This window comes from Streptomyces sp. NPDC102402 (assembly GCF_044765765.1).
In the GTDB taxonomy this organism is placed as follows: domain Bacteria; phylum Actinomycetota; class Actinomycetes; order Streptomycetales; family Streptomycetaceae; genus Streptomyces.
This window is the reverse complement of record NZ_JBIWKR010000006.1, coordinates 188,081-214,358: the sequence shown is the minus strand read 5'-3', so window position 1 is coordinate 214,358 and position 26,278 is coordinate 188,081. Positions and strand designations below refer to the sequence as shown.

Below are 26,278 nucleotides of genomic sequence, written 5' to 3'. Positions count from 1 at the left end.
CATGACCTCGCTGGCCATCGACGCCGGCACCACCACCGTCAAGGTGATCGGATACGGCCCGGACGGAGCGGAACTGGCCTCCAGCCACCGTCCGACCCAGGTGGTGCGGCCCCGGCCGGGCCACGCGGAGCAGGACATGGACCAGGTCTGGGCAGCGGTCGCCTCCGCCGTCCGCGACGTCGTGGCCGCGCTGCCGGAGCCACCCGGGCTCGTCGCCGTCACCGGGCAGGGCGACGGAGCCTGGCTCGTCGACGACCGGGGCCGCCCCACCGGGCCCGCCGTCCTGTGGAACGACGGCCGGGCCGCCGGTGTGGTCACCGCCTGGGAGCGCGACGGCACCCTGGAGCAGGCGTTCAGGATCTGCGGCTCCCGGCTGTCCACCGGCATGCCCAACGCCGTGCTGGCCTGGATGCGGGAGCACGACCCGGACCGGACACGCGGCTCCCGCCACCTGCTGACCTGCGGCGGCTGGCTCTTCCTCAAGCTCACCGGAGAAGCGGCCGTCGACGAGTCGGAGGCCTCGGCGCCGTTCCTGGACATCAGGCGGCGCACGTGGTCCGAGGAGCTGTTCGAGCTGTACGGCGTGGAGTGGGCCCGTGACCTGCTGCCCCCGCTCCGGGACGACGAGGACCGGGTGACCGCGCTCAGCGCGGCCGCCACCGCCGAGACCGGTCTGCCCGCGGGCATCCCGGTGGTGCTGGCGCCCTACGACATCTGCGCCACCGCCATCGGCTCGGGCGCGGTGAGCACCGGCCGTGCCTGCACCGTGCTCGGGACCACCCTGTGCACCGAGACCGTCACCGACTCGGCCGCCTCCGTGCTCACCGACGAGCCGGTGGGCATCACCGTCACCCTGGGTGTCCCCGGACACTACCTGCGCGCCTTCCCCACCATGAGCGGCGGCGACATGCTGCACTGGGGCGCCCGGCTGCTCGGGCTCGGGTCGGTCACCGACCTGATGGCCCTGGCCGAGCGCGGCGCCGAGAACACGGCTGGGGTGCGGTTCCTGCCCTATGTCTCCTCGGCGGGCGAACGTGCCCCGTTCTTCGACCCGGGAGCCCGCGGTTCGCTGTCCGGTCTGTCCCTGGACAGCGGCCGGGAGGACGTGGCCCGGGCGGTGGTGGAGGGTGTCACCATGGCCATCCGCGACTGCCTCGCCGCCTCGTCGGCCACCCCGGAGCTGCTGACCCTCAGCGGCGGTGGCGCCCGGAGCGCGTACTGGACACGGCTGATCGCGGATGTCGTCGGCCTGCCGGTGGCGATCCCCGCCGACACGGAGACCGGGGCCCGAGGAGCATGGCTGACCGGCTTGGTCGCGACCGGCCGGGAGCCCGACTTCGCGACCGCCGCGGCACGGTACGTGCGGGTCGCCGCCACCTGCGAGCCGGACACCGCCAAGGGCCCGGCCGTGGGCGACCGCTACGCGGAGTTCCTGCGGCTGCGGGAGCTCCACCGGCCGATCTGGGAGCTCGGACGCGGTGGCGCGGACCGCGCCGGCGGAGCCCTCGCGTGACCGGCACCGACCCGGACCTGTGGCTGGGCGTCGACCTGGGTACGCAGGGAGTCCGGGCTGTCGCCGTCACCTCGGACGGCCGGCCGGCCGGCTCGGGGTCGTCGCCGCTGACCGGTCACCGGCGGGGTGTACGCCATGAGCAGGACCCGGCCCAGTGGTGGCGTGCGGTCTGTTCGGCCGTCGGTCAGGCCCTCGCCGGCGACGCCGACCCGCGTCGTGTGCGGGCCGTCGCCGTCGACGCGACCTCCGGGACCCTCACTCTGACCGACCGGCACGGCAGGTGCGTGACCCCCGGCCTCATGTACGACGACGGCCGCGCCACCGTGGAGGCGGAGCTGGTGAACGCGCTCGGTGAGCAGCAGTGGGCCAAGGCCGGCTACCGGCGGATGCAGCGTTCCTGGGGGCTTCCCAAGCTCCGCTGGCTGCTCGACCGGTACCCGCACGCCGTGGCCGACGGCTGGCGCCTCGCCCACCAGAGCGACGTGATCAACCGCAGGCTGGTCGGGCACGAGGTGCCCACGGACACCAGCAACGCGCTCAAGACCGGGGCCGACGCCGCGACGGTGACCTGGCCGGAACAGGTCTTCGCCGCGCTGGGGATCCCCGCAGGGGTCCTGCCCGGCCTGGTGACACCCGGCACCGTGATCGGAGAGGTGTGCGCGGGGGCCGCGGCGGAGTGCGGGCTCGTCCCGGGCGTTCCCGTGGTCGCGGGGATGACCGACGGCTGTGCTGCCCAGCTGGGCTCAGGGGCGACCGCGGTCGGCAGCTGGAATTCGGTCCTGGGCACCACGCTCGTCCTCAAGGGCGTCACCGAGGACCTGCTGCACGATCCGAGCGGTGTCGTCTACTCCCACCGCTCGCCCTCCGGCAACTGGCTGCCCGGCGGCGCCTCCAGCACCGGTGCGGGCCTGGTCGCCCGGGAGTTCGCGGGCGCCGACCTGGACCGGCTGGCCGACGAGGCGGCGCCCCTGCTGCCGACCGGGCTGCTGCGCTATCCGCTGGTCTCGCCCGGGGAGCGGTTCCCCTTCGTCGCGCCGGACGCCACCGCCTTCGGCAGCCGGGAACCGGCGGGGCGCGCCGAGGACTTCGCGGCGCTGATGCAGGGTGTCGCCTACGTCGAACGCCTCTGCTTCGACTATCTCGACCTGCTCGGTGCCCCGACCGGCGGGGCCGTCGTCCTCACCGGCGGCGCGGCCCGCAACCCGGTGTGGAACCAGCTCCGCGCCGATGTGCTGCGACGGCCCGTGCATCTGCCCCGCCACGCCCAGCCCGCGCTCGGCATGGCCGTGCTCGCCGCCTCGGCCTGCGGGCAACCGGGCGGGCTGGACCGTGCCGCCGCCGCGATGGTGCGGTCCGACCTGGTTCTGGAGCCGCGGTCCTCGCATCGATCCGCCCACGACGAGGGCTACACCCGGTTTCTCGGTCTGCTGGTCCAGCGCGGCTGGCTGCCGGGGTCCGTCGCGGCCCACGCACGAGAAGGGACCGCACCATGAGCCTCCACGTCTTCCTCGTCCGGCACGGGGAGAGTGTCTGGCACGAGGAGAACCGCTACGCCGGGGTCACCGACATCAGCCTCTCGGAGCACGGCCGCGCCCAGGCGGACCGGCTCGCCTCCTGGGCGGGCCGGGCGGATCTCACCGCAGTGTGGTCCTCCCCGATGGACCGCTGCCGGCAGACCGCTCAGGGGAGCGCGGTCCGCGCCGGTCTGCCGCTGGTCCTCGATCCCCGGCTGCGCGAGATCGATTTCGGCGTCGCCGAGGGGATGACCCGTGCCGAGATGAGGGAGCGCCTGCCCGGCGCGCTGAAGGCCTTCGAGGCCGACCCGGTCGGGAGCCACTTCCCGGAGGGAGAGGATCCCGTCGCCGTCGGCCGGCGCTACGCCGACTTCCTCACCGGTCTGCGGGCCGGTCACCAGGAGGGGCGCGTCCTCGTCGTGGCCCACTCCACCGCGATCCGGCTCACCCTCTGCCGGCTGCTCGGCGTCCCGCTGCGGGACTACCGCCGTGTCTTCCCCTACCTGGCCAACTGCGCCGTGAACGAACTGATCCTGCGCGACGGCACACCCTCGCTGCTGGCGCTGAACCAGCACGTGACCCCAGGAGCGACCGAGTGACCACGATCCTCGCGGCCGGCGACCACTTCGTCCGCAACTCCCTGTTCACCGGCAGCCTCCGGCCGGTCGCGCCGGAGGCCGTCCTCCGTGAACTCACCCTGCCCTGGCCCGTCGAGCCGTTCGGCGCGGTGGCCGAGGTCCACGAGGCGTCCGGCACCGAGGACCAGCTCATCGAGGCGCTGGACGGTGTCGACATCTGCGTCACCCAGATGGCGCCGCTGACTCGACGGGTCCTCGCGGCGAGCCCGGCACTCCGGCTGTTCTGTGTCGGCCGGGGCGGCCCGGTCAACGCGAATCTCACGGCGGCCACCCGGCACGGCGTCGCGGTGACCTTCGCCCCCGGCCGGAATGCCACCGCGACCGCCGAGCACACGGTCGCCCTGCTGCTGGCGGCCACCCGCCGAGTGCCCGCCACCCACCAGGACCTCGCGGCGGGCGTCTGGCGGGGCGACTACTACCGCTACGACAGCGTCGGCCCCGAGCTGGAGGGCAGCACGGTCGGCATCGTGGGCTACGGCGCGATCGGCTCCCGGGTGGCCCGCATCGTCCGCGGATTCGGCGCCCGTGTCCTGGTCGCCGACCCGTACGTCGACGAGGCGGATGTGGCCCCGGCGGACCGGGTGGAACTCCCCGAGCTGATGCGCCGGTCCTCCTTCGTCACCGTGCACGCGCGAGCCACCCCGAAGACCGAAGGGCTGCTCTCCCGCGAACTGATCGCGCTCATGCCTCCCGGCGGCGTACTCGTCAACTGCGCCCGCGGCTCCCTGCTCGACTACGAAGCCGTCTGTGACGCCCTCGACGAGGGCCGGCTCTTCGGCGCCGCATTCGACGTCTTCCCCGAGGAGCCGCTGCCGCCCGGCTCCCGGCTGCTGCGCACACCCAACCTCGTCATGACCCCGCATCTGGCCGGTGCCAGCAAGCAGACCGCTCACAACGCGTCCGCCCTCGTGGCCGGTGAGGTCGCCCGGTTCCTGGCCGGCGGCGCCCCGGCCCACTGCGCGAACCCGGAGGTGCTGCGGACCTGGTCCTGACCGGCACACGAAGGGCCCGTCCTCCTGCGGAAGGAAACCGCGTGCGCGGCAAGCTCCGGATGTTCCGAACGGTTCTCGTGGCCGGGATCAGTGTCCCGGTCCTCCTCCTCGCCGCCGCGTCGCCCGGCCTCGCCGCCGACGACGGACGCGGCGGCCGAAAGCCCGAACCACCCTCCTACGTCTACGGTGGCGCCTGGCCCACCAGCCATGTGCAAGGGGTGACCGTGGACCGCAGACGCGGTTTCGTGTACTGGTCGTTCACCCAGCAGCTGGTCAAGACCGACCTGGGCGGCAAGGTCCTCGGAACGGTCGTGGGCCTCACGGGGCACCTCGGTGACATCGACGTCGACGAACGGGACGGCAGGGTCTACGGATCGCTCGAGTACAAGTCGGCGGAATCGTTCTACATAGCGGTCCTCGACGGCCGGGCGATCGACCGGGTGGGGATGGACGCCGAGCGGGACGGCGTCATGACCGCGGTCCATCTCGACGAGGTGGCCGAGGACTTCACCGCGGACATGGACGGCAACGGCGTCTTCGACGGCGACACCGCCGACACCCTCGACCACCGCTACGGATGCAGTGGCATCGACGGCGTGTCGTTCGGCCCCGCGTTCGGCAAGCGGGGCGGCAGGCAGACCCTGAAGGTCGCGTACGGCGTCTACTCCCACACCGGCCGGACCGACAACGACCACCAGGTGATCCTGGAGTACGAGGTCGGTGCGTGGGACAGGTACGCACGGCCGCTCTCCCAGGACGCCCCGCACCACAGTGGCCCCGAGCACCCCGACGGCAAGTTCTTCGTCCGCACCGGGAACACCACGTACGGCGTGCAGAACCTCCAGTACGACCCGTACACCAGGAACTGGATCATGGCGGTCTACAAGGGCAGGAAGGAGGGGTTCCCCAACTACTCGTTCTTCACGGTCGACGGGTCCGTCGCGCCGGTGCGCGGCGAGATCGAGGGGCAGCCGGCGCCGGAGACGGGCAGTCTCCTCACTCTCCGCGAGGCCGGCCTGCGCGACGAGGCGACCGGCATCCGAGGCTGGGAGTTCCACGGGAGCTACGGCTTCGACGCGCTGGGCGACGGGCGCTACTACGTGGCGGAGGGCCGAGCCGTGGAGCAGGACGGCGTCCCCGCGCAGGAGGGCGAGATCCGTCTGCACCGCTGGACGGGCGGGACCCCGGGCCCGTTCACCCCCGTCGGCTGACGCGCCCTGCGGTGCCTCCCCGGGGGAACGGGTGGTGAGACGGTCAGGCGTCGATGTGTGACAGACGACCGGGCAGGTCGGTGAGCTGCTCGATGCGGTGCACCGCCGCGTCCGCCGTCGGCGACGGTGCACCGGTGACGAAGTCATCTCCCGGTTCCGTTCCCGGGCGCCAGAGGCAGGCACGGGCCACGGTCAGCGCTGCGGATCGATACACCTAGGCGGGAAGCCGCTCCAGCAACCCGGCGAAGTCGGTGCCCGGCGACAGGGTTCCGAAGGCCAGTCCCCGGTCTCCGGCCAGCCGGGACGCGCAGAAGGCGTCGGCGACGGCGGCCGGTGCGTGACGCACGAGGAGGGAGCCCTGGAGCACGAGCGCCGCCCGCTCGATGAGGCGGCGGGCGCGCAGGGGTGCGTCCTCGGTCAGGGCGAGCTCGCCGCACAACTCTCGCCAGGCGGCGTCCAGTCGGCGGTCGACACCCGAGGCCGCCTCGATCTCCTCACGGAAGGAGTCGAAGGACTCGGGCTCACGCGCGAGGGCGCGCAGCAGGTCGAGGGCGTTGACGTTGCCGGAGCCCTCCCAGATGCCGTTGAGCGGGGCCTCCCGGTAGAGGCGCGGCATGCCGGACGCCTCGTCGTACCCGTTGCCGCCGAGGCATTCCAGGGCTTCGGCCACCGCGGCGGGCTGACGCTTGCACACCCAGTACTTGCCGACGGCCGTGGCCAGCCGCAGGAACGCGCGTTCCCGGGCGTCGCCGCGCTGCGCCCGGTCGGCGGCCCCGGCCAGTCGCAGCGCCAGCGTGGTGGCCGCCTCGGACTCCAGTGAGAGATCACCGAGCACGTTGCGCATCAGGGGCTGGTCGATCAGCTTGGCGCCGAAGACCGAGCGGTGACGGGCGTGATGGGCGGCCTGGGCGAGCGCGGCCCGGGTCCCGGAAGCGGAGCCGAGGACGCAGTCGAGGCGCGTCATGGTCACCATGTCGATGATGGTGCGTACGCCACTGCCCTCGGCGCCGACGAGCCAGGCCACCGTGTCGTCGAACTCCGGCTCGCTGCTGGCGTTGGCGCGGTTGCCCAGCTTGTCCTTGAGCCGCTGGATGCGGAAGGTGTTGCGGCTGCCGTCCGGGAGTACGCGCGGCACGAGGAAGCAGGAGAGCCCGCCGGGCGCCTGGGCGAGCACGAGGAAGAGATCGTTCATCGGCGCGCTGGTGAACCACTTGTGTCCGCGCAGCCGCCAGGTACCGTCCGCCGCCTCGGTGGCCGAGGTGGTGTTGGCGCGTACGTCGGAGCCTCCCTGCTTCTCCGTCATGCCCATCCCGGCGAGCAGGCCGCTCTTCTCCGCGGGGGTCCGCAGTCCGGCCTCGTACACGCGGCTCGTGAGCAGGGGCTCGTACGCCTTGGCCAGGTCGGGTGCGTGGCGCAGTGCCGGGACGACCGCATACGTCATGGAGACCGGGCACAGGTGTCCCGGTTCAAGCGTCGACGTCACCATGAAGCCGGCGGCGCGGGCCACATGGGCGCCCGGGCGCCCGTCGGCCCACGCGGCGCCGGCGAGTCCGGCGCGCACCGAGTTCTCCATCAGGTGGTGGTAGGCGGGGTGGAACTCGACCTCGTCGACGCGGTGACCGTAGCGGTCGTGGGTGCGCAGCACGGGTTCGTGGCGGTTGGCCTGGTCGGCCCACTCCTGGGCCTCCTCGCTTCCGGCGAAGCGGCCGAGGCCGTGGAGGTCGCCGATGTGCCATGAGGCACCCTCACGGTCCACGCCTTCCAGCAGGACGGCGTCATCGGCCACGTCGTGTCCGGTCAACGGCGGTGCCTGATTAGTCACTTCGTGGGTCAGGGCGGTGGGCCGGCTGCGCGGGGCGGCGTTCGTGGACACGGTGGATCCTCCGGGAGACAGCGGTACGCGTTGCAGGTCAGGGATGCTGCGGTGAGGGCGGTGCGCCCGCGCAGCGCAGGGCCATGGCGACGAGTTCGGCCAGGAGCCGCTCGTTGGCACCTTCGTCACGGCTTCCGAGTGGGTCGACGAGCACCTCGCCGACCGCGCCGGTGAGCGCGGCGGCGGTGATCTCGGTGTTCTGGGCCGGGAGGACACCGCTCGCAATGCCTTCGTGGACGACGTCGGCGAACAGGGCCCGGTAGCGGCGGCGGAAGTCCAGGCGCTCGGCCCCGACCGCCGGCTCGGCCGGGGCCGCGAGCAACGCGTACGCCAGCCCGCTGTTCTCCAGGGCGCGGCGGGCGAAGACCTCTACGCCGCGGCCGAGGCGTTCGACGGGGCTTCCCGGCTCCCGGAGTACCCCGCCGAGGACATCGACCTCACGTCCGGCCGCGCGCCGGAACACCTCGACGGCCAGCGCCGTCTTGGACGCGAAGTGCTGGTAGACCGAACCGGCCGCGATACCCGCCGAATCGGCGACAGCGGTCACGGACGCCTGTGACCAGCCGACTTCCGTGACCACGGAGGTGGCGCAGGCGATGAGGTGCTCCCGGGCGGCTTCGAGCCGACTGATCTCGGCAGGGGTCTTGCGGTAGGCCATGAAAGAAGTGAACCATCATTCAGAGTTTCCCGCCATGACGGGCGCACCGACCCGGCCGGTCGACGCGACGCCGGCCCGGGGGTCGAACCGGCGGGCGCGGGGCCCGACCGGCGACCCCGGGGCCACAGGTGCCCTCGGGACGCGTAAGGTCGCGGCATGGCCGGTGAGGAGGCGCGACAGGCGCGCAAGGGGCCGGGACGTCCGCGCGAGGAGCGCGTCACCCGGGCCGTGCTGGACGCCGTCGTCGAGCTGGTCGCCGAGAGCGGCATGAGCGCGCTCACGATGGATGCCGTGGCCGGCCGCGCCGGGGTGAGCAAGCCGGCCATGTACCGGCGCTGGGCCACCAAGCAGGACCTCGTGATCGCTGCCGCGGAGTCGCGGATCGGGGCGCTGGTCGTACCCGACATGGGGGACTTCCGCGCCGAACTGCGGGTCGTGCTGACGGCCCGCATGGAGGCGTACCGCCTGCCGGGCGTGGGCCGCCTGATGGCCGGGGTGATCGGTGCGGCCTCGGAGGCGGGAGCGGAGCGCGGAGCCTACCGCGACTACACGGCCCGCGTGATGGGCGAGACCCGGACCGTCCTCGAACGCGGCATCGCACGCGGTGACGTACGGGCGGACGTGGACGTGCCGGCCGCCGCGACGCTCGTGGCCGCCTCCCTGGTCTTCCGGATGGTCGGGGAGCACGGCACTCCGGACGAGGCACTGGTCGAATCGGTGGTGGACCTGGTCGGCCGAGCTGTCGCCGCCAGGCCGTAATCGCCCCTTCCCCATCGGAACCTTCCCCCGCGCACCGGGAGCTCCCCGGTACGTCACGCGCCCCTCAGGCATGCGCGGACGACGTGCGACACGGCCACGGGCGTCCCGGAAATCGATGCGTCACACCCCTTGCCCCTCCGCACGCCAATATCGATACTGCTGGTTACGTAATTAGCGTTCGCTGTTGGGAGGAACCCTCATGCAGACCGCCGCGACGAACCCCGCCGGCCGCCCCGAACCGGTTCTCGACAAGCCCCTCATGCATTACGGGAGCCGAGTCCTCGAACGGCTCGCCCCCGGCGCCGAGCCGGCCTCGTACCGGCACGTCGAGATCGCCCCGCTCACCCCGCACTTCGGCGCCGTGCTCGGAGGCGTCGACCTGAGCCGCCCGATCTCCGGTGAACTCGCCGAGGAACTGAGGCAGGCGTTGCTGGAGTGGAAGGTGATCTTCTTCCGCGGGCAGACCGGCTTCACCGCCGAGCACCAGCTCGCACTGTCGGGCGTCTGGGGGCCGCCGGAGCCGAATCCGTTCTTCCCCGGGACCGGGACCGCCGGCGTCTCGCGGCTCGCCAAGGACGCCAAGGCCGTCGGCAACAAGAACATCTGGCACAGCGACCACTCGTTCATGGTCAATCCCGCGCTCGGCTCGGTACTGCGTGCGGTGGAGGTGCCCGGTGCGGGCGGCGACACGATGTGGGCGGACATGGCAGCCGCCTACGACAACCTCCCCGCCGGGACGAAGCGGCGGATCGAGGGCCTCACCGCGGTCCACGACTGGGCACCCAGCTGGGGCGCGCTCATGAACGACGCGCAGAAGGCCGAGTTCCGCAAGGAATGGCCTCAGGTCGAGCACCCCGTCGTCGTCCGCCACCCGCGCAGCGGCCGCAAGACCCTGTACGTCAACGAACCGTTCACCACCCGCATCAACGGCCTGTCCGACACGGAGAGCCGCGAACTGCTGGACACCCTGGTGCTGCAGGCTCGCATCCCCGAGTACCAGGTCCGCTTCCGCTGGGAGGCCGACTCGATCGCCGTATGGGACAACATCGCCACCCAGCACTACGCGATCAACGACTACTTCCCGCAACGGCGGGTCATGGAACGGATCGCCGTGGCCGGTGTCCCGCTCGTGTGAACCGCCCGGGACCGCGTGAGATCGCCCGGAACCGCCCGGAACCGCCCGGGGCCGCCCGGGGCCGCGTGGCTGCCGACCCTGGCGCGGCCCGCACCGCGCGGCCCTCGACGGCCGCACCCGTAGGACATCACCCCTGCCCATCAGGAGAATCCATGACCGCGGCACCGATCGCCGGGCCCCAGCACACCGCCGGGGCCGAGAAGCCCACCAGCAGCCGTGTCCGCGCCTGGACGGTGACCGCGCTGCTCGTGGTCTTCATGATGGTCAACTTCGCGGACAAGTCCGTTCTCGGCCTGGCCGCTGACGAGATCCGCGCGGACCTGCACCTGAGTGGCACTCAGTTCGGCCTGGTCAACGGGGCGTTCTTCCTCCTGTTCTCGCTCGCGGCCGTCGTCGTCGGTCTCGCCGCCGACCGGGTGTCGCCCAAGATCCTGCTGCTGACCATGGCCGTGCTGTGGTCCGTGGCCCAGGTCCCCGCGGCCGTCGGTGGCGGCCTCGCCGTCCTGGTCGTCTCGCGCGTCTTCCTCGGCGCCGCCGAAGGTCCGGCCTTCCCTGTGGCGCAACAGGCCACCCTCGCCTGGTTCCCCGACCACCGGCGGAACCTGCCCGGCGCCCTGATCACCCTCGGAGTCACCCTCGGCGTGATCGCGTCGGCCCCCGGGCTGACATGGGTGATCCAGCACCACGGCTGGCGGGCGGCCCTGTGGGTCCTCGCCGCCCTGGGCCTGGTGTGGGCCGCGGCCTGGGCACTCCTCGGAGCCGACGGCCGTCACCAGCCGGCGGCCGGCGGCGGACCCGCACCGGAGAAGGCGGGGACCGCCCGGCTCACGTACCGCGAGATCCTCACGAGCCGGACCTGGACCGGTGCCACCCTGGCGTACTTCACCAGCTACTGGACGGTCGCCCTCATGCTCGTCTGGCTGCCGTCCTACCTGCGCAACGGGCTCGGATACCCGGCCCACGAAGCAGGCGTGATCGTGGTCGCCCCCTGGGCCATCGGCGCCGTGGTGCTGCTCGCCCAGGCGGCTGTCACGGGGCGGCTGATGCGACGCGGCGTCAGCAGCCGACGCGCCCGCGGCTGGGTCGGCGGGTCGCTGCTCGCGCTCGGCGCGGGCTGCTGCCTGGCCCTGCCCCTCGTGGACGGTTCCACGGCCAGGACGGTGCTCGTCGCTCTGGGCTTCGGCCTGGGCGGCTCCTACGCGGCGGTGGCCACGACCACCGTCGCCGAACTGGCCCCGCCGTCCAGGAGCGGCGGAGCACTGGGAGTCATGAACGCGGTGGTCACGGCAGCCGGCCTGGCCGCGCCCGCCGTCGTCGGCGCCCTGGTCGACGCCCAGGGCGCGCGGGGATACCAGACCGCCGTCCTGGTCTCCGGTCTCCTCCTGGCCGCAGGAGCCGGAGCGTCCTTCCTGCTCGTCGACCCGGCACGGGACATCGCCCGGCTGTCCCGCTGACCCACCGCCGGACACCCACGCCACCGGGGGCGCGGCCCGCCCCGGTGACCCCGACCGACCCACACCCCCAAGGAGTACGCCGTGAGCGCCCCACCAGCACTCGACACCACCTCCCTCGACCTCGCCGTCTCGGACCTGCACGACAACGCCGCGGCATGGACCGCCACACCACTGACCGAGCGCGTCCGCCTGTTGGAGCGGATGCTCCCCCGCATCGCCGACGCGGCACCGGGCATGGTCGGCGACGCGGCCACCGCCAAGGGCTATGACGCCGCGTCCTCCTGGGCCGCGGAGGACTGGATGACCGCTCCCTGGGCGCTGGCGCAGACGGTGAGCGCGTATCTGCACGTCCTGCGCAGGCTGACCGCCGGACGCGGCCCGGTCGGAGCCGGGGCCGTCCGCGACCGCGACGGCCGGGTCGTCGTCGACGTGTTCCCCGCCACCGCCTCCGACCGTCTGCTGCTCAACGGTTTCACCGCCGAGGTGTGGACGCTGCCGGGCACGACGCGGGATGCCGTACTGGCGGACGCGGCGGGCGAGTACCGGGGGCGCGCGGGCAGTCCGGCGGTCGCACTCGTGCTGGGCGCCGGGAACGTCCCCGCCATCACCCCGCTCGACGTCCTGCACAAGCTGTACTCGGAGGGCCATGTCGTCCTGGCCAAGATGAACCCCGTGAACGCGTACCTCCGCCCGAGGTTCGAGACGGTGTTCGCCGAGTTCATCGAACGGGGCTGGGTGCGCTTCGTCGACGGCGGTCCCGCGGAGGGCGCCTACCTGACCGCCCACGACGGCGTCGACACCATCCACGTCACCGGCAGCGAGCGGACCCACGACGCCATCGTGTGGGGCACGGACGAGCACGCGGGACGCCGTCGCGCCGAGGACACTCCCCTGAACGACAAGCCGTTCACCAGCGAGCTGGGCGGGGTCAGCCCCTGCATCGTGGCTCCGGGGCCGTGGAGCGCGGCGGACTTCCGTTTCCAGGCCGAGCACATCGTCACCAGCAAGATGAACAACTCCGGCCACAACTGCGTCGCCGGCCAGATCCTCGTGGTCCCCCGCGACTGGGACGGCACCGAACGGCTGCTGGACGAGGTCCGCGCGGTGCTGCGCGCGCTGCCGCCCCGCTCGGACTACTACCCGGGCTCGGCCGACAGGCTGGACGCCGTCGCCCGGGCCCATCCGGACGCCGAGACGCTCGGCGACACCGCGTGCCGCATCCTGGTGCCGGACATCACGGACGCCGACGACCCGATGCTCAGCACAGAGGTGTTCGCCAGCGCGCTCGGAGTGGTGCGGCTCCCGGGGCAGGACGCACCGCAGTTCCTGCGTGCGGCGGTGGAGTTCGCCAACGACAGGCTGCCGGGCACACTCGGCGCCACGCTGCTGGTCCACCCCCGGACCGAACGCGCCCACCGGGCGGCGGTCGGCGAAGCCGTCGCGGGGCTCCGCTACGGCACGCTCGGCGTCAACTGCTGGTCGGCGTTCGGATTCCTCCTCGGATACACACCGTGGGGCGCGTTCCCCGGCCACTCCCGTCAGCAGGTCGGCAGCGGCATCGGCTTCGTGCACAACGCGTTCATGCTGGAGCACGTGGAGAAGACAGTCCTGAGGGCTCCCTTCGCCCCTGCGCCGCGGGGCCTGTTCAGCGGGTCGCCGTCGCTCTCACCCCGTCCCCCGTACTACGTCACCAACCGCACCGGCCGTACGACGATGGAACGCCTCACGGCCTACACCGCGGACCCGAGGCCGGCGCGGCTGCCGGGCATCTTCGCCTCGGCCCTGCGCGGCTGATCAGCCTCCGGCCCCCAGACCCTCCGGGCAGGAGGGGCGACTCCGCGCCTCCTGACCCGGCGGCCCGTCAGGCCGGTTGCGCCAGTCGGTGAGTGGTGCCCGAAATCCTCTGGCGTGGCGGCCGGGAAACGCGGAGACTCGTCCCGTGTCCGGCATGGGTGAGTTCCAGGAGGCGGTCACGGCGTGGTCGGCCGGTGGGCCCGGCGAAGCCGCACGTGACCTGGCCGCGCGGCTGCCCGTCCGGACGGCCGTCCTGCTCGAAGGTCCGAGCGACGTAGCGGCGGTCGACGCGCTGGCCGCGGCGCACGGCCGGGACCTGGCGGCCGAAGGGGTCTGCGTCCTGCCGATGGGCGGTGCGATGAACATCGGACGGTACGCCCGCCTCCTCGGGCCACCCGGTCTGGACCTCGGCCTCACGGGACTGTGCGACGAGAACGAATGGGGCTACTTCGCCCGCGGCCTGGAGCGGTCCGGTGCGGCGCGGCAGGGTTTCTTCATCTGCGCGGCGGATCTGGAGGACGAGCTCATCCGCGCGCTGGGCGTGACCCGGGTGAAGGAGCTCGTCCGGGAGGAGGGGGATCTGCGGCCCCTGCAGACCTTCCTGAACCAGCCCGCGCAGCAGGGCCGCGCACCTCAGCAGCAGTTGCGGCGCTTCCTCGGCACGAAGAAGGGGCGCAAGATCCGGTACGGCCGTGTCCTCGTCGAGGCGCTCGACCCCGGCCGTGTGCCCGCCCCGCTCGACAGCCTGCTCGCCGCTCTCTGAACCGCCGGGAGAGGACCGGTGGACCACGTGGTCGGAGCCGGTCGAAGCCTTCGCCTGGAAGCGGGGGCCGTCGGGATCCGTACGTCCGCATCGGCATCCGCCGACTGGGTGGAGCTGCACCACAACGGCGTCAGGCAGACGCTCTCCGGCGGAACCACGCGATACGCGGGCCGCACATGGGACTCCGCCGACGAGCCCGCGTGGGGCGCCACGACCGCGACAGCAACACCACCACCGAGATCGTCATCCGGCCGGCGGCCTCGAGGCCGGAAACGCGGACGGGCATGGACCGACACACCCCATGTTCGTTTCCCTTCACATTGCACGATCCATTGTCGGTCCTGATCGAACATGCTAGAAACGTGTCGCTCTTGAACAACTCGTCGTCGCGAGGTGCGTGACACGAGACGTTCAAGGAACCCACTACTGATCTCCCGGGCTCGGAGGCACCATGCCGTCCTCGCTTTCCCGTCGCATGTTCGTGCAGATCTCAGGCGCCGCCACAGCCGTCGGCCTCGCCGGAATGAGCCGAACGAACGCCGTCGCCGCCGAAAATCCCCCGCCGGCAGCCGACTTCGCGGCGCTGCGCGCGACGTGGCGTTCGCTGCTGCTCGGCAAGGACTTCAAGCCGACGGCCGAGCCGTTCGCCACCAAGCTGGCCGCCCTGGGCGCCCAGGCCTCCGCCTACACGGAGCTGATGGCCCCGGCCGACGGCTCCCTCTTCCCCGACGCGGTCTGGGCCGACCCGGATCCCGACCTCGACACCGAGTCGTACGCCTTCTCGTCGAAGATCCAGACCAGCTACCAGCGGCTGTACGCCATGGCCGAGGCGTGGTCCCAGCCGGGCACCGGCATCACCGGGGACCCCGCCGTCGCCGCGAAGATCGTGGTGGGACTGGACCACATGTACGCCCGGATCTACAACGAGGGCCAGGCGAGGTACGGCAACTGGTACAACTGGCAGATCGGTGGCCCCCAGGCGCTGCTCGACACGGCCCTGCTGGTCCGCGACGAGCTCTCCGCCGATCAGATCGCCTCCTACTGCCGCGCCGTCGACGCGTTCGTCCCGGACAGCGCGGTCGCCTCGTACACGGGCACCTCCACCGGGGCCAACCGCATCGACCTGTGCCGGGTGCTGGCGATCCGCGGCATCCTGGGCGAGGACGCCGACAAGACCGCGCTCGCCGCGAGCGCCATCGCTCCCGTCTTCCCGTACGTCACCAGCGGCGACGGCCTGTACGCCGACGGTTCGGTGATCCAGCACACCTTCGTGCCGTACACCGGGTCCTACGGCGCCGTCCTCCTCGACGGACTGAGCAAACTGCTCGCCCTGCTGAGCGGTTCCGCCTGGGAGGTCACGGACCCCGGACGTCAGATCATCTTCGACGCCGTGGAAGCGGCTTACGCCCCGTTCCTGCACAACGGCCTGTTCATGGACGGTGTTTCCGGCCGGGCGATAGCCCGCGGGCTGGAGCCCGGCGGCGCCGGCGGACAGAACGACGACCAGCTGCGCGGCCACGCGATCATGTCCTCCGTCGTCTCCCTCGGCCAGGCCGCGAGCGCCGAGGAGAACCTGCGCTGGCGCGGTCTGGTGCGAGGGTGGATCCAACGCGGTTCGTATCGCTCACCGGTCACCGACCCCATGTTGTCCGTCGCCAAGCTCTCCCTGCTCAACTCCGTCCTGGACGACGGTTCCCTCGCCCCGCTGGCGCAGCCGGACAGCAGCCTGGTCTTCCCCGCCATGGACCGGGCCGTGCACCGCCGGAAGGACTGGGTGGCCTCGGTGTCGATGGCCTCCCGCCGGATCACGCACTACGAGAACGGCAACGGGGAGAACCTGCGCGGCTGGCACACCGGATCCGGAATGCTCTACTGGTGGGGCGGCGACTTCGCCAACGACCAGTTCTCCGACCGGTTCTGGCCGACGGTCGACCCCTACCGGCTCCCGGGCACCACCGTGTCGGCCAAGCCCCTGGCCGACGGCGAAGGCGGGATCTGGGGAGCCGCGCGCCCGGACGTGGACTTCGTCGGCGGCACGGGTGACGGCTCCTGCACGATGCTGGGGCAGGAGTTGAAGGGACTGTCCTCCAGCCTTCGGGCCCACAAGTCCTGGTTCTTCGCCGACGACGCCGTCGTCTGCCTCGGGTCCGGCATCAGCGCCGCCGACGGGGCCGCCGTCGAGACCGTCGTGGAGAACCGGCACCTCGGCGTGAGCGGCACCAACGCCCTCACGGTCGACGGCCGACGGCAGCCGACCGGATTCCCGTGGTCGGCGAGGATCGCCCGCGCGGGATGGGCGCACATCGCCGGGCACGGCGGCTACGTCTTCCCGGAGCGCGGGACCCTGAACGCGCTGCGGGAGGAACGCACGGGCGCCTGGCACGACATCAACAGCGCCTCGGGGTCCACGGCCGCGATCACCAGCCGGTACACGACACTCTGGTTCGACCACGGCACCGATCCGGCCGACGAGGGCTACGCCTACCTCCTCCTTCCCGGAGCCTCCGCCTCGTCCACCGCACGGCGAGCGGCCTCCCTCGGCCGCTGGCTGACCGACTCCGCCCACACCGCCGACGTCCACGGCGTGCGGATCCCGGCACTCGGGATCACCGCGGCCAACTTCTGGGCCGGTGGCCGCTTCGGCCGCCTCTCCGCGAGCGCCCCGGTCTCCGTGCTGGTGAGGGAACGGCGCGACGGCACCGCGGTCGTCTGCGTCAGCGACCCGACGCGACAGCAGAAGGGCGTCAGGATCATCTGGGACCGGCCCGTCCGCTCGGTCGTCACCAAACCCGGTCCGCTGACGGGCTCCGCAACCGGTTCCCGGCTGGAACTCACCTTCGGCGACCTCTCGGTGACGGCGGGGACCACCCAGAGGACGACGGTCCGGCTCAGATAGAGCATGGCCCGGTGTCCGGATCAAGGCAGGTGTGGCGGTACGGACGTTCTTAAGTGATTGTTCGAACAAGAACGTACACGTCCGCTCATCGGGCGGCTACACTGCTCCGGAGTCCAGCCATGACGAGGGGAAGTCGAAGCCATGCACGCCGAAGAGAGGCACCAGGCGATACTTCGCAGGCTGCGCGAGCGGGGGACGCTCCGGGTCAGCGACGTCGCGGAGGAGTTGCGCGTCTCACCGGTCACGGTGCGCAGAGACATCGAGATCCTCGCGGACCGCGGGCTGGTCGCCCGGGTCCACGGCGGCGCGGTGCTGCCGGAGACCCGCGCGGAGACGACGAGCGCGATGGGTCCCGCCCGGGCATCGGCAGCCCGCGGGCCCCTGTCCTTCGGACTGATCGTGCCCGCCGCCGACTACTACTACCCGGAAGTGATCAAGGGGGCCCAGGAGGCGGCCGGAGAGCGCGGCATCCGGCTCGTCCTGGGGATTTCCCAGTACAACCCGGACGAGGAGCACGCCCAGGCCCGGCGCATGCTCTCCGACGGGCTCGACGGTCTGCTGGTCGCGACCTGCGACCCCGCGGCCGCCGCGCCCTGGCTGGGCCGGCTGACGATTCCCCACGTCCTGGTGGAGCGGCGGCCGGGTGACGAGCTGTCCGACGCCGAACGGGTCGTCACCGACCATGTCCACGGCGCTCGGCTGGCCGTGCGCCATCTGGCTCGGACGCGGCGGCGGATCGGTCTCCTGGTGCGTGACGACAGCCCGCACAGCGGTCCGCTCGTCGAGGGATACCGCAGGGGCCTGGCGGCGGCGGAGCTCGACGCGCCTGCCGACGGGCTCTTCCGCATGCCCCCTCCGGCCGGTGACGCGGCCCGGCGCGAGGAAGTCCTCGACTCCTTCGCCGACGCCGCGGCGGCGGGGAAACTGGACGGCGGCCTGATCCACAACGACCACGACGCGATCGTCCTGCTGCAGCGCCTGCGGGCGCGCGGAATCGACGTACCGCGCGACCTGGCCCTCGTCGCCTACGACGACGAGGTCGCCTCACTCGCCGACATCCCCCTCACCGCCGTCGCACCACCGAAGCTCGCCGTGGGCGCCTCCGCGGTGGCGCTGCTCGCCGAGCGCATCGCGGACCCCGCACGCCCCCGGCACCTCGTGTCGATCCTGCCGGAGCTGCACGTCCGCTCGTCCAGCTGATCCCCGTTCACACGGCATGCCCACCGGAGATCCCTCATGTTCCGCATATCGCCCGGGGGTTTCTCCCTCGACGGCACCCCCCTGCGTGTCCTCTCGGGCGCGCTGCACTACTTCCGCGTCCTGCCCGAGCAGTGGCCGCACCGGCTCCGGATGCTGCGCGCCCTGGGCCTCAACACCGTGGAGACGTACGTCCCCTGGAACCTCCACGAACCCCGCCCCGGTGAGTACGACTTCGACGGGATCGCGGATCTGGACCGGTTCCTGCACGCCTCGCGCGAGGCCGGCCTGTACGCGGTCGTCAGGCCGTCGCCCTACATCTGCGCCGAGTGGGAGCACGGCGGCCTGCCCTGGTGGCTGCTCGCAGACCCCGGGGTGCGGGCACTGCGGTGCCAGGACCCCGCGTACCTGGCCCACGTCGACCGCTGGTTCGACCGGCTGATCCCGCTCGTCGCCGCGCACCAGGTCACCCGGGGCGGGAACGTCCTGATGATGCAGGTGGAGAACGAGTACGGCTCCTACGGGACGGACAGCGGCTACCTGGAGCACCTGGCCGAAGGGATGCGGGCACGCGGGGTCGACGTGCCGCTGTTCACCTCGGACGGGCCCGACGACTTCTTCCTGACCGGCGGCGCCGTGCCGGGGCATCTGGCCACGGTGAACTTCGGCAGCCGCGCCACCGAGGCGTTCGCCGGCCTGAAGCGGAAACGCCCCCAGGATCCGCCCATGTGCATGGAGTTCTGGTGCGGCTGGTTCGACCACTGGGGCGCCGAGCACGTCGTACGCGAACCGAAGGACGCGGCGGACACGCTGGAGGAGATCCTGGAGGCCGGCGCCTCGGTCAATCTCTACATGGCGCACGGCGGCACGAACTTCTCGACCTGGGCGGGCGCCAACACGCGGGATCCGGCGACGGGTGCGTACTACGAACCGACCGTGACCTCGTACGACTACGACGCGCCCATCGACGAGCGGGGGTGCGTGACGGAGAAGTTCCTCGCCTTCCGCGACGTACTCGCACGACACGCACAGGGGCCGCTGCCCGAGCCGGAGGCCCCCGCGCCCCTGCTGCCCGCAGCGACGCTGGAACTGACCCGGGCGGTCGCGCTCTTCGACGTCCTGGACACCCTGGCCGGCGAGGAGGTGCGGGCGGCCGAACCACCGTCCTTCGAGGACCTGGGGATCGCCCACGGGCTCGTGCTGTACACCTCCGGGATCCCCGGACCGCGCGGACCCTACCCGCTGTCGGTCCAGGGGCTCGCCGACCGCGCGCACGTCTACGTGGACGGCGAGCCCCTGGGCGTACTGGAGCGCGACGGCACCGAGTCCGTCGACGGGGTCCGCGTGGACGGGGAACGGTCCCGCGTGGAGCTCCTGGTGGAGTCGATGGGCCGGGTCAACTACGGGGTGGGGCTCGGGGACCACAAGGGGGTCCGCCGGGTCCTGCACACCCAGCAGACGCTCCACGGCTGGACCGCGCGTGCCGTTCCGCTGGGTCATGGGACGCCTGACGGCCTGCCGTGGGACGCCCTCCGCGAGGAGCCGGAGGGCGGCGCGCGGCCGGGGCCCGTGTTCCACCGGGGGTTGCTGGAGCTGGTGGAGCCGGGCGACACGTATCTCGCGCTGCCCGGCTGGGGCAAGGGGTACGTCTGGGTCAACGGCTTCTGCCTGGGCCGCTACTGGGAGACGCGGGGCCCGCAGCGGACGTTGTACGTGCCCTGGCCGCTGCTGTGTGCCGGGCGCAACGAGATCGTGGTGCTGGAGCTGGATGACTGCGCGCGCCCGGTCGTGGAACTGCGCGAGGCCCCGGACCTCGGCTGACGCCGCGGGCGACGACTGACGGCGGCCGTGTGTCCCGGGCCGGGCTCCCCCGAGGGGGCCTGGCCCGGGACACAGCCATGTCCGGGTCCCCTGGCCGCAGTCGGACCCCTCTCGTGCCCCTCCCGGTGCTCCATCGGCGGCACACATATGGACAAGCAGGCGATCGATACCGCTTCTTGATGTTCGTTTGTCCATTTCCTATTGACTCTGATCGCTCATGGTCGAAAGATGTGCGTCAACTCGCCGCCTTCTGTAGGCCTCTCGTAGGAGTACCGCCATGCAGCGCACCACTCGTTCGACCTCCACGGCCCTCGCGGCCGCCGCGTCCCTGGCCCTCCTGGTCACCGCATGCGGAGGGGAGGGGGCCTCCTCCGAGAAGGCCGGCTCCGACGGCAGTCCCGTGGAGATCACCTACTGGTCCTGGATGCCCGGCACCGCCGACATGACCGCCGCGTTCAACAAGACGCACCCCGGCATCAAGGTCACCCACGCCGAGATACCCGCGGGACTCAACGGCGGCTACGACAAGATCGCCAAGGCGGTCAAGGCGGGCAACGCCCCCGACGTGGTCAACCTGGAATACCAGGCCCTGCCCGACCTCGTGACCCAGGGGCTCCTGCGCGACTCCAGCGCGGAGCTCGGGAAGCCGGTCGAGGAGTACGCCCCCGAATCCGTACGGTCCCTGGTCACCCTCGGGGGCAAGACCTGGGCCGCCCCCTACGACGTCGGCCCGCAGACCTTCTACTACCGCACCGACCTGTTCGAGAAGTACGGCGTCGAGGTCCCCACCACCTGGGCCGAGTTCCGGACGGCGGCCGAGAAGGTCAAGTCGGCCTCCAAGGGCAAGGCCAGACTGCTCGACTTCTGGGGTGACGACACCGCGACCTGGGCCGGTCTCGCCCAGCAGGCGGGCGCCCGCTGGTACGGCACGTCCGGCGACGCCTGGAAGGTGGACATCGCCGACTCCGCGACCAGGAAGGTCGCCGACTACTGGAAGGACCTCGTCAAGGACGATCTGGTCCTGAACCACAAGGCGTGGAGCCCGGAGGCGACGAAGGCCGTCACCGACTCCGAGGCGATCGCCCTGATCGGGGCCTCATGGAGCGCCGGATCCCTCAAGACCACCTACCCCGGGCAGAAGGGCAAGTGGGCCGAGGCCCCGCTGCCCCACTGGGGCACCCCGGCAACCGGGTCGGTGGGCGGCTCGGCGTTCGCCGTGACCAAGGACAGCGAGCAGGCGGAGGCGGCGGCCGAGTTCATCACCTGGGCCACCACCCGGAAGGAGGCGGTCGAGGCGCGCCTCGCCGCCGGAACCTCCAGCGGGCTGCCCGCGGACGAGGACCTGCGCGCCGCGGCCCGGTCCACCTTCGACTCCTCGTTCTTCGCAGGCCAGGACGTCTACGACGTCGCCGGCGCACAGGTGCCCCTCATCACCGAGGGATGGACCTGGAGCCCCGTGCACAACTCCACGACGATGACCATGCAGGCGGAGTTCGGCAAGGTCCAGAGGACCGGGGAGTTCTGGAAGGCCTTCCAGGCCGGTCAGGCGGCGGCCGAGAAGGCGATCACCGACCGCGGCCTGAAGCTCGCCAAGTAGCCCTCGACCCCGAGCCGCCTCGGGGCGGGTCCCGCACCCGCCCCGGCGTATCACCCACCCAAGGAGCCACCGCCGATGACTTCCCGGCTCGGCCGCGGGCAGCGCAGCACTCCGGCCCTCTTCGTCGCCCCCTTCTTCGTCCTCTTCGCCGCCACGCTGATCGTCCCCGTCGGGTACTCCCTGTGGATGAGCCTGTTCCGTGAACAGGCCACCAGCGGGCTCGGTTTCGGCGGCACGGAGACGCTGTTCGTCGGCGCCGACAACTACCTGCGCGCCCTCGGTGACCCCTCGTTCCACCGCGGCTTCCTGCACATCGCCCTCTACTGCCTGGTCTACATCCCCGTGATGGTCGGCGGGGCCCTCGCCCTGGCCCTGCTCGTGGACTCGGCGATGGCCAGGGCGAGGAAGTTCTTCCAGCTGGCGTACTTCCTCCCGCACGCCGTACCCGGCCTGATCGCCGCGATCATCTGGGGATTCCTCTACACACCAGGGCTCAGCCCGGTCATCGACCTCCTGCGGACCCTGGGCGTGGAGTGGGACTTCCTCGGCCCGGACGGGGTGGTCTTCTCCATGGCCAACGCCGCCGCCTGGCAGTGGATCGGCTACAACATGGTGATCTTCTACGCGGCACTGCAGGCGGTCCCGAAGGAGACCCTGGAGGCCGCCGTCGTCGACGGGGCCGGCCAGCTGCGCACGGCGCTGTCCGTGAAGCTGCCGATGATCCGTTCCTCCGTCGTCCTGACCATGCTCTTCACCGCCGTCGGCGCCATCCAGCTCTTCAACGAGCCGGAGGTCCTGCGCAGCCGCTCGTCCGCCGTCTCCCAGGACTGGAGTCCGGTGATGTACATCTACCAGGCCGCCTTCACCGAACACGACTACGGCCTGGCCGCGGCTGCCTCGCTGCTTCTGGCCCTGCTCGGCGCCGGACTCTCCTTCGTGATCACCAAGCTCGGCAACCGCTGGAAGGAGGCGTGACCATGACCACCGCGACGCCCCCTCGCACCCTGCCGGCCACCCGCTCACCGAAACGCCCCGGGGCCGACCGGCCCTCGCGGATCTCCACACCGTCCTGGTCCTCGAAAGCCCTCGTCACCACACTGCTCGGCATCGTCGCCGTCTACACGCTGATGCCGTTGAGCTGGCTGCTGGTCAACGCGACGAAGAGCAACGGAGACCTGTTCGCGAGCCCCGGTTTCGAGCTCGCCGACTTCAACCTCCTGACGAACCTCTCCGACCTGTTCACCTACCAGGACGGCGTCTTCGGCCGCTGGCTCGCCAACAGCATGCTGTACTCGGTCGTCGGCGCGCTCGCCTCCACCCTCGTCTCGCTCCTCGCCGGCTACGCCTTCGCCACGTACGACTGGTGGGGCAAGGAGAAGCTCTACGCACTGGTGCTCCTGGGCATCCTCGTCCCGCACACGGTCATCTCGCTGCCGATGTACCTGATGGCATCCGAGGTGGGGCTCGTCAACTCGTACTGGTCGGTGCTGATCCCCGGCCTGGTGAACCCCTTCGGCGTCTACCTGTCGCGTGTCTTCGCGGAGACCTACGTCCCCGGCGAAACCCTGGAGGCGGCCCGGATCGACGGCGCGAGCGAGCTGCGCGCCTTCCGCTCCGTCGCCCTCCCGATGCTCTCCCCCGCCTTCGTCACCGTCTTCCTCTTCTCGTTCACCGGCAGCTGGAACAACTTCTTCCTGCCCCTGGTGATGCTGAACGACTCGGCGCTCTACCCCGTCGGCCTGGGCCTGTTCAACTGGAACGCCACGCTTCCCCAGGAGCCCCAGCTCTACTCGTTCGTCATCACCGGGTCGCTGGTGTCCGTCGTCCCGCTCGCCGTCGCCTTCGTATCGCTGCAGCGCTTCTGGCGCTCGGGCCTCACCGCAGGAGCCGTCAAATGACGTCCCCCTCCCCCACCGCCTACCACCGGCCCCGCACGGTGCTCGCCATGGAACCCTCGGTCCGGGACGCGCTCTTCGACCAGGCATCCCTCGCCCGGCTGGTGGCGGTCGCCGACACCGACCCCTCGCTCGTGGTCCACGACTTCGGCGACCCGGCCGTGGCGGACGCGCTCGACGGGGCGGAGGTGCTGCTCACCGGCTGGGGCTGCCCCCCGCTCACCGCCGACGTGCTGGAACGGCTGCCCCGCCTGCGTACCGTCGTCCACGCCGCCGGTTCGGTGAAGCACCACATCACCGATGCCTGCTGGGAGCGGAAGCTGACCGTCGCGTCCGCCGCCGGGGCGAACGCGCTTCCGGTCGCGGAGTACACCGTGGCGGCGATCCTCTTCGCCGGGAAGCGGGTCCTGGCCGCCCAGCGGGAGTACGGCGTCCGGCGCGCCCGGACGAACGCCCTCGACGTCATCGGCGACGCGGGCAACTACGGCCGTACGGTCGGGATCGTCGGGGCGTCCCGGATCGGGCGGCGGGTGATCGAGCTGCTGCGCCCCTTCGACCTGCGGGTGCTGCTGTACGACCCGTATCTGGACGAGGCCGGGGCGGCAGCGCTGGGCGCACACGCGGTGTCGCTCGACGAACTGGCGCGCTCCAGCGATGTGGTGACCATCCACGCTCCCGAGCTGCCGGAGACCCGGGACCTCTTCGACCGGAGGCGGCTCGCGCTGCTGCCGGACGGTGCCACACTCATCAACACCGCGCGGGGCTCGCTGGTCGACACGGCCGCGCTGACCGCCGAGCTGCTGTCGGGGCGGCTCGACGCGGTGCTCGACGTGACCGAACCGGAGGTCCTGCCGGCGGACTCGCCCCTCTACGACCTCCCGAACGTCCTGCTCACTCCGCACATCGCGGGGTCGCTCGGCAACGAACTGTCCCGGATGACGCACGCCGCGCTGGACGAACTGGAGAGGTACGGCCACCGGCTGCCCTACGCCGACCCCGTCCGGGGGGAGATGCTGTCGCACACGGCGTGAACCGCCGGCCACCTCTTCGGGAAGGTGGGTCCGTCCACAGCGCCTGAGCCGTCTCCGCGGCGGGGGTCCCCGACGCGGAGACGTGCGTGGAGCTGCCGGCGGGTACAGGCCGGGCCAGGGGCGGGCGGGGCCGCTCCGGCCCCGCCGCGCCCGCCGTGCGGCGGCCCCGGCGGGGCCGGTCGCGGCGGTGGGCTTCCACGGCCGCGGGCGGCTGGGCGCGCTTGTCATCGCCCCCCACCTGGCACTACTGTCACCACGCCTTGGTGAACGGGAAATCCGGTGTGATGCCGGTGCGGCCCTCGCCACTGTGATCGGGAAGTCCGGCTCCGGCCCTCGCGGGCAGCCACTGGGTCCTTGTGACCCGGGAAGGCGGAGCCGGGCGGTGTCACCCGTCAGCCAGGAGACCGGCCAAGGCACTTCAACCATCCACGAGGTGCTGGAGAGGGTCTGCTGAGCCATGCACATAGCCGAGGGTTTTCTGCCTCCGGCGCACGCGATCGCCTGGGGTGTCGCGTCCGCGCCGTTCGTCGTCCACGGAGTCCGGTCACTCACACGTGAGGTCCGGGAGAATCCTGAGAGCACCCTGCTCCTGGGCGCTTCCGGAGCCTTCACCTTCGTCCTGTCCGCCCTGAAGATCCCCTCCGTCACCGGAAGTTGTTCCCACCCCACGGGCACGGGGCTGGGCGCCATCCTGTTCCGGCCGCCGATCATGGCGGTCCTGGGCACCATCACCCTGCTGTTCCAGGCACTGCTGCTCGCGCACGGCGGCCTGACCACGCTCGGTGCCAACGTCTTCTCCATGGCGATCGTCGGGCCCTGGGCCGGCTACGCGGTGTTCAGGCTGCTGCGCCTGTACGGCGTGCGCTTGATGGTCGCGGTCTTCTTCGCCGCGTTCGTCGCCGACCTGTCCACCTACTGCGTCACCAGCGTCCAGCTCGCGCTCGCCTTCCCGGACCCGGGCACCGGGTTCCTCGGGGCGCTCGGGAAGTTCGGCTCCATCTTCGCGGTCACCCAGATCCCGCTCGCGGTGAGCGAGGGGCTCCTGACCGTGCTGGTGATGCGGCTCCTCGTGCAGTCCAGCAAGGGAGATCTGACCCGGCTCGGCGTGTTCCTCGCCGGCAGGCGGGCCAGGACCGGAGCGGACGAGAAGACCGAGGCGGTGGCCCGATGAACAAGAACACGAAGATCAACGCCCTTCTGCTGCTCGTCGTGGCCGCCCTGGCCGTCCTGCCGCTCGTCCTCGGCCTGGGCGACGGCAAGGAGGAGCCGTTCGCCGGTGCGGACGCCCAGGCGGAGACGGCGATCACCGAGATCGCCCCTGACTACGAACCCTGGTTCTCCCCGCTGTACGAACCGCCCTCCGGAGAGATCGAGTCGGCGCTGTTCGCCCTCCAGGCCGCACTCGGCGCGGGGGTCCTCGCCTACTACTTCGGTCTGCGGCGCGGGCGCCGGCAGGGCGAACCGCGCGCGGGGACACCACAGGGCGGCGGGGATGCCCCCTCCGGGACCGGGGAGACCTCCGCGCGGGGGGCCTGAG

At 71.8% G+C, this 26,278-nt stretch carries 21 protein-coding genes and 1 riboswitch; of the genes, 19 read left to right on the top strand and 2 right to left on the bottom strand.

The window, feature by feature from the left end; all coding sequences use genetic code 11:
• Position 1 precedes the first annotated feature (1 nt).
• The 5 genes from ACIRJR_RS20150 to ACIRJR_RS20130 are packed head-to-tail and all read left to right on the top strand — an operon-like array spanning position 2 to position 5,868.
• Positions 2 to 1,513, top strand: a complete 1,512-nt coding sequence (locus ACIRJR_RS20150; RefSeq protein ID WP_403782364.1) for an FGGY family carbohydrate kinase — start codon at positions 2 to 4, stop codon at positions 1,511 to 1,513.
• Positions 1,510 to 3,006, top strand: a complete 1,497-nt coding sequence (locus ACIRJR_RS20145; protein ID WP_403782361.1) for an FGGY-family carbohydrate kinase — start codon at positions 1,510 to 1,512, stop codon at positions 3,004 to 3,006. The genes ACIRJR_RS20150 and ACIRJR_RS20145 overlap by 4 nt, the downstream gene beginning before the upstream one ends.
• Positions 3,003 to 3,626: a histidine phosphatase family protein gene (locus ACIRJR_RS20140; RefSeq protein ID WP_403782358.1), complete on the top strand. Its 624-nt coding sequence runs from the start codon at positions 3,003 to 3,005 to the stop codon at positions 3,624 to 3,626. Before ACIRJR_RS20145 ends, ACIRJR_RS20140 begins: the two co-directional genes overlap by 4 nt.
• Positions 3,623 to 4,657 (top strand): 2-hydroxyacid dehydrogenase, encoded by a 1,035-nt coding sequence (locus tag ACIRJR_RS20135; RefSeq protein ID WP_403782355.1) that lies wholly within the window; start codon positions 3,623 to 3,625, stop codon positions 4,655 to 4,657. The genes ACIRJR_RS20140 and ACIRJR_RS20135 overlap by 4 nt, the downstream gene beginning before the upstream one ends.
• Positions 4,658 to 4,698: 41 nt before the next feature.
• A complete protein-coding gene (locus tag ACIRJR_RS20130) occupies positions 4,699 to 5,868 on the top strand; it encodes a hypothetical protein (protein ID WP_403782352.1) in 1,170 nt (389 codons plus the stop codon).
• 214 nt (positions 5,869 to 6,082) lie between these two features.
• On the opposite strand, the gene ACIRJR_RS20125 is transcribed toward ACIRJR_RS20130, so the two are convergent.
• Positions 6,083 to 7,741 carry an acyl-CoA dehydrogenase family protein gene (locus tag ACIRJR_RS20125; protein WP_403782349.1) on the bottom strand — a complete coding sequence of 553 codons (1,659 nt, stop codon included), beginning with the start codon at positions 7,739 to 7,741 and terminating at the stop codon, positions 6,083 to 6,085.
• A 37-nt stretch (positions 7,742 to 7,778) separates the two neighbouring features.
• On the bottom strand, positions 7,779 to 8,399 hold the full coding sequence (locus ACIRJR_RS20120) for a TetR/AcrR family transcriptional regulator (RefSeq protein WP_403782346.1): 621 nt from the start codon (positions 8,397 to 8,399) through the stop codon (positions 7,779 to 7,781).
• A gap of 156 nt (positions 8,400 to 8,555) precedes the next feature.
• Between ACIRJR_RS20120 and ACIRJR_RS20115 the strand changes: the two genes are divergently transcribed.
• The 14 genes from ACIRJR_RS20115 to ACIRJR_RS20050 all read left to right on the top strand — a co-directional run bounded on the left by ACIRJR_RS20115 (position 8,556) and on the right by ACIRJR_RS20050 (position 26,277).
• Complete coding sequence (locus ACIRJR_RS20115) at positions 8,556 to 9,158, top strand: TetR/AcrR family transcriptional regulator (RefSeq protein ID WP_403782343.1); 603 nt, start codon at positions 8,556 to 8,558, stop codon at positions 9,156 to 9,158.
• 199 nt (positions 9,159 to 9,357) lie between these two features.
• A complete protein-coding gene (locus ACIRJR_RS20110) occupies positions 9,358 to 10,293 on the top strand; it encodes a TauD/TfdA dioxygenase family protein (RefSeq protein ID WP_403782341.1) in 936 nt (311 codons plus the stop codon).
• A 152-nt stretch (positions 10,294 to 10,445) separates the two neighbouring features.
• Positions 10,446 to 11,747 (top strand): MFS transporter, encoded by a 1,302-nt coding sequence (locus ACIRJR_RS20105; RefSeq protein WP_403782338.1) that lies wholly within the window; start codon positions 10,446 to 10,448, stop codon positions 11,745 to 11,747.
• A gap of 81 nt (positions 11,748 to 11,828) precedes the next feature.
• Positions 11,829 to 13,541: an aldehyde dehydrogenase family protein gene (locus ACIRJR_RS20100; protein WP_403782335.1), complete on the top strand. Its 1,713-nt coding sequence runs from the start codon at positions 11,829 to 11,831 to the stop codon at positions 13,539 to 13,541.
• A 154-nt stretch (positions 13,542 to 13,695) separates the two neighbouring features.
• Positions 13,696 to 14,304 (top strand): TOPRIM nucleotidyl transferase/hydrolase domain-containing protein, encoded by a 609-nt coding sequence (locus tag ACIRJR_RS20095; RefSeq protein WP_403782851.1) that lies wholly within the window; start codon positions 13,696 to 13,698, stop codon positions 14,302 to 14,304.
• Positions 14,305 to 14,755: 451 nt separating this feature from the next.
• Positions 14,756 to 17,200: a polysaccharide lyase 8 family protein gene (locus ACIRJR_RS20090; RefSeq protein ID WP_403782332.1), complete on the top strand. Its 2,445-nt coding sequence runs from the start codon at positions 14,756 to 14,758 to the stop codon at positions 17,198 to 17,200.
• A 141-nt stretch (positions 17,201 to 17,341) separates the two neighbouring features.
• Complete coding sequence (locus ACIRJR_RS20085; protein WP_403782329.1) at positions 17,342 to 18,400, top strand: LacI family DNA-binding transcriptional regulator; 1,059 nt, start codon at positions 17,342 to 17,344, stop codon at positions 18,398 to 18,400.
• Between the two features lie 36 nt (positions 18,401 to 18,436).
• The gene (locus tag ACIRJR_RS20080) at positions 18,437 to 20,218 is read left to right on the top strand and encodes a beta-galactosidase family protein (protein WP_403782327.1); all 1,782 of its coding nucleotides are present in this window, start codon (positions 18,437 to 18,439) and stop codon (positions 20,216 to 20,218) included.
• Between the two features lie 277 nt (positions 20,219 to 20,495).
• A complete protein-coding gene (locus ACIRJR_RS20075) occupies positions 20,496 to 21,815 on the top strand; it encodes an ABC transporter substrate-binding protein (RefSeq protein WP_403782324.1) in 1,320 nt (439 codons plus the stop codon).
• 75 nt (positions 21,816 to 21,890) lie between these two features.
• Positions 21,891 to 22,790 carry a carbohydrate ABC transporter permease gene (locus ACIRJR_RS20070; RefSeq protein ID WP_403782321.1) on the top strand — a complete coding sequence of 300 codons (900 nt, stop codon included), beginning with the start codon at positions 21,891 to 21,893 and terminating at the stop codon, positions 22,788 to 22,790.
• A 2-nt stretch (positions 22,791 to 22,792) separates the two neighbouring features.
• Positions 22,793 to 23,713 carry a carbohydrate ABC transporter permease gene (locus ACIRJR_RS20065; RefSeq protein ID WP_403782318.1) on the top strand — a complete coding sequence of 307 codons (921 nt, stop codon included), beginning with the start codon at positions 22,793 to 22,795 and terminating at the stop codon, positions 23,711 to 23,713.
• Positions 23,710 to 24,741: a hydroxyacid dehydrogenase gene (locus ACIRJR_RS20060; protein ID WP_403782315.1), complete on the top strand. Its 1,032-nt coding sequence runs from the start codon at positions 23,710 to 23,712 to the stop codon at positions 24,739 to 24,741. Before ACIRJR_RS20065 ends, ACIRJR_RS20060 begins: the two co-directional genes overlap by 4 nt.
• A gap of 222 nt (positions 24,742 to 24,963) precedes the next feature.
• Positions 24,964 to 25,169: riboswitch (cobalamin riboswitch) on the top strand.
• Between the two features lie 29 nt (positions 25,170 to 25,198).
• The gene (locus ACIRJR_RS20055) at positions 25,199 to 25,912 is read left to right on the top strand and encodes an energy-coupling factor ABC transporter permease (protein ID WP_403782312.1); all 714 of its coding nucleotides are present in this window, start codon (positions 25,199 to 25,201) and stop codon (positions 25,910 to 25,912) included.
• Positions 25,909 to 26,277: an energy-coupling factor ABC transporter substrate-binding protein gene (locus ACIRJR_RS20050; RefSeq protein ID WP_403782309.1), complete on the top strand. Its 369-nt coding sequence runs from the start codon at positions 25,909 to 25,911 to the stop codon at positions 26,275 to 26,277. Before ACIRJR_RS20055 ends, ACIRJR_RS20050 begins: the two co-directional genes overlap by 4 nt.
• The last annotated feature ends 1 nt before the right edge of the window (position 26,278 follow it).

Coding starts and splice junctions, on each gene's coding strand:
- ACIRJR_RS20150 (WP_403782364.1), top strand. CDS start 2: ATGACCTCGCTGGCCATCGACGCCGGCACCACCACCGTCAAGGTGATC.
- ACIRJR_RS20140 (WP_403782358.1), top strand. CDS start 3,003: ATGAGCCTCCACGTCTTCCTCGTCCGGCACGGGGAGAGTGTCTGGCAC.
- ACIRJR_RS20120 (WP_403782346.1), bottom strand. CDS start 8,399: ATGGCCTACCGCAAGACCCCTGCCGAGATCAGTCGGCTCGAAGCCGCC.
- ACIRJR_RS20115 (WP_403782343.1), top strand. CDS start 8,556: ATGGCCGGTGAGGAGGCGCGACAGGCGCGCAAGGGGCCGGGACGTCCG.
- ACIRJR_RS20110 (WP_403782341.1), top strand. CDS start 9,358: ATGCAGACCGCCGCGACGAACCCCGCCGGCCGCCCCGAACCGGTTCTC.
- ACIRJR_RS20105 (WP_403782338.1), top strand. CDS start 10,446: ATGACCGCGGCACCGATCGCCGGGCCCCAGCACACCGCCGGGGCCGAG.
- ACIRJR_RS20095 (WP_403782851.1), top strand. CDS start 13,696: ATGGGTGAGTTCCAGGAGGCGGTCACGGCGTGGTCGGCCGGTGGGCCC.
- ACIRJR_RS20090 (WP_403782332.1), top strand. CDS start 14,756: ATGCCGTCCTCGCTTTCCCGTCGCATGTTCGTGCAGATCTCAGGCGCC.
- ACIRJR_RS20085 (WP_403782329.1), top strand. CDS start 17,342: ATGCACGCCGAAGAGAGGCACCAGGCGATACTTCGCAGGCTGCGCGAG.
- ACIRJR_RS20080 (WP_403782327.1), top strand. CDS start 18,437: ATGTTCCGCATATCGCCCGGGGGTTTCTCCCTCGACGGCACCCCCCTG.
- ACIRJR_RS20075 (WP_403782324.1), top strand. CDS start 20,496: ATGCAGCGCACCACTCGTTCGACCTCCACGGCCCTCGCGGCCGCCGCG.
- ACIRJR_RS20070 (WP_403782321.1), top strand. CDS start 21,891: ATGACTTCCCGGCTCGGCCGCGGGCAGCGCAGCACTCCGGCCCTCTTC.
- ACIRJR_RS20065 (WP_403782318.1), top strand. CDS start 22,793: ATGACCACCGCGACGCCCCCTCGCACCCTGCCGGCCACCCGCTCACCG.
- ACIRJR_RS20060 (WP_403782315.1), top strand. CDS start 23,710: ATGACGTCCCCCTCCCCCACCGCCTACCACCGGCCCCGCACGGTGCTC.
- ACIRJR_RS20055 (WP_403782312.1), top strand. CDS start 25,199: ATGCACATAGCCGAGGGTTTTCTGCCTCCGGCGCACGCGATCGCCTGG.
- ACIRJR_RS20050 (WP_403782309.1), top strand. CDS start 25,909: ATGAACAAGAACACGAAGATCAACGCCCTTCTGCTGCTCGTCGTGGCC.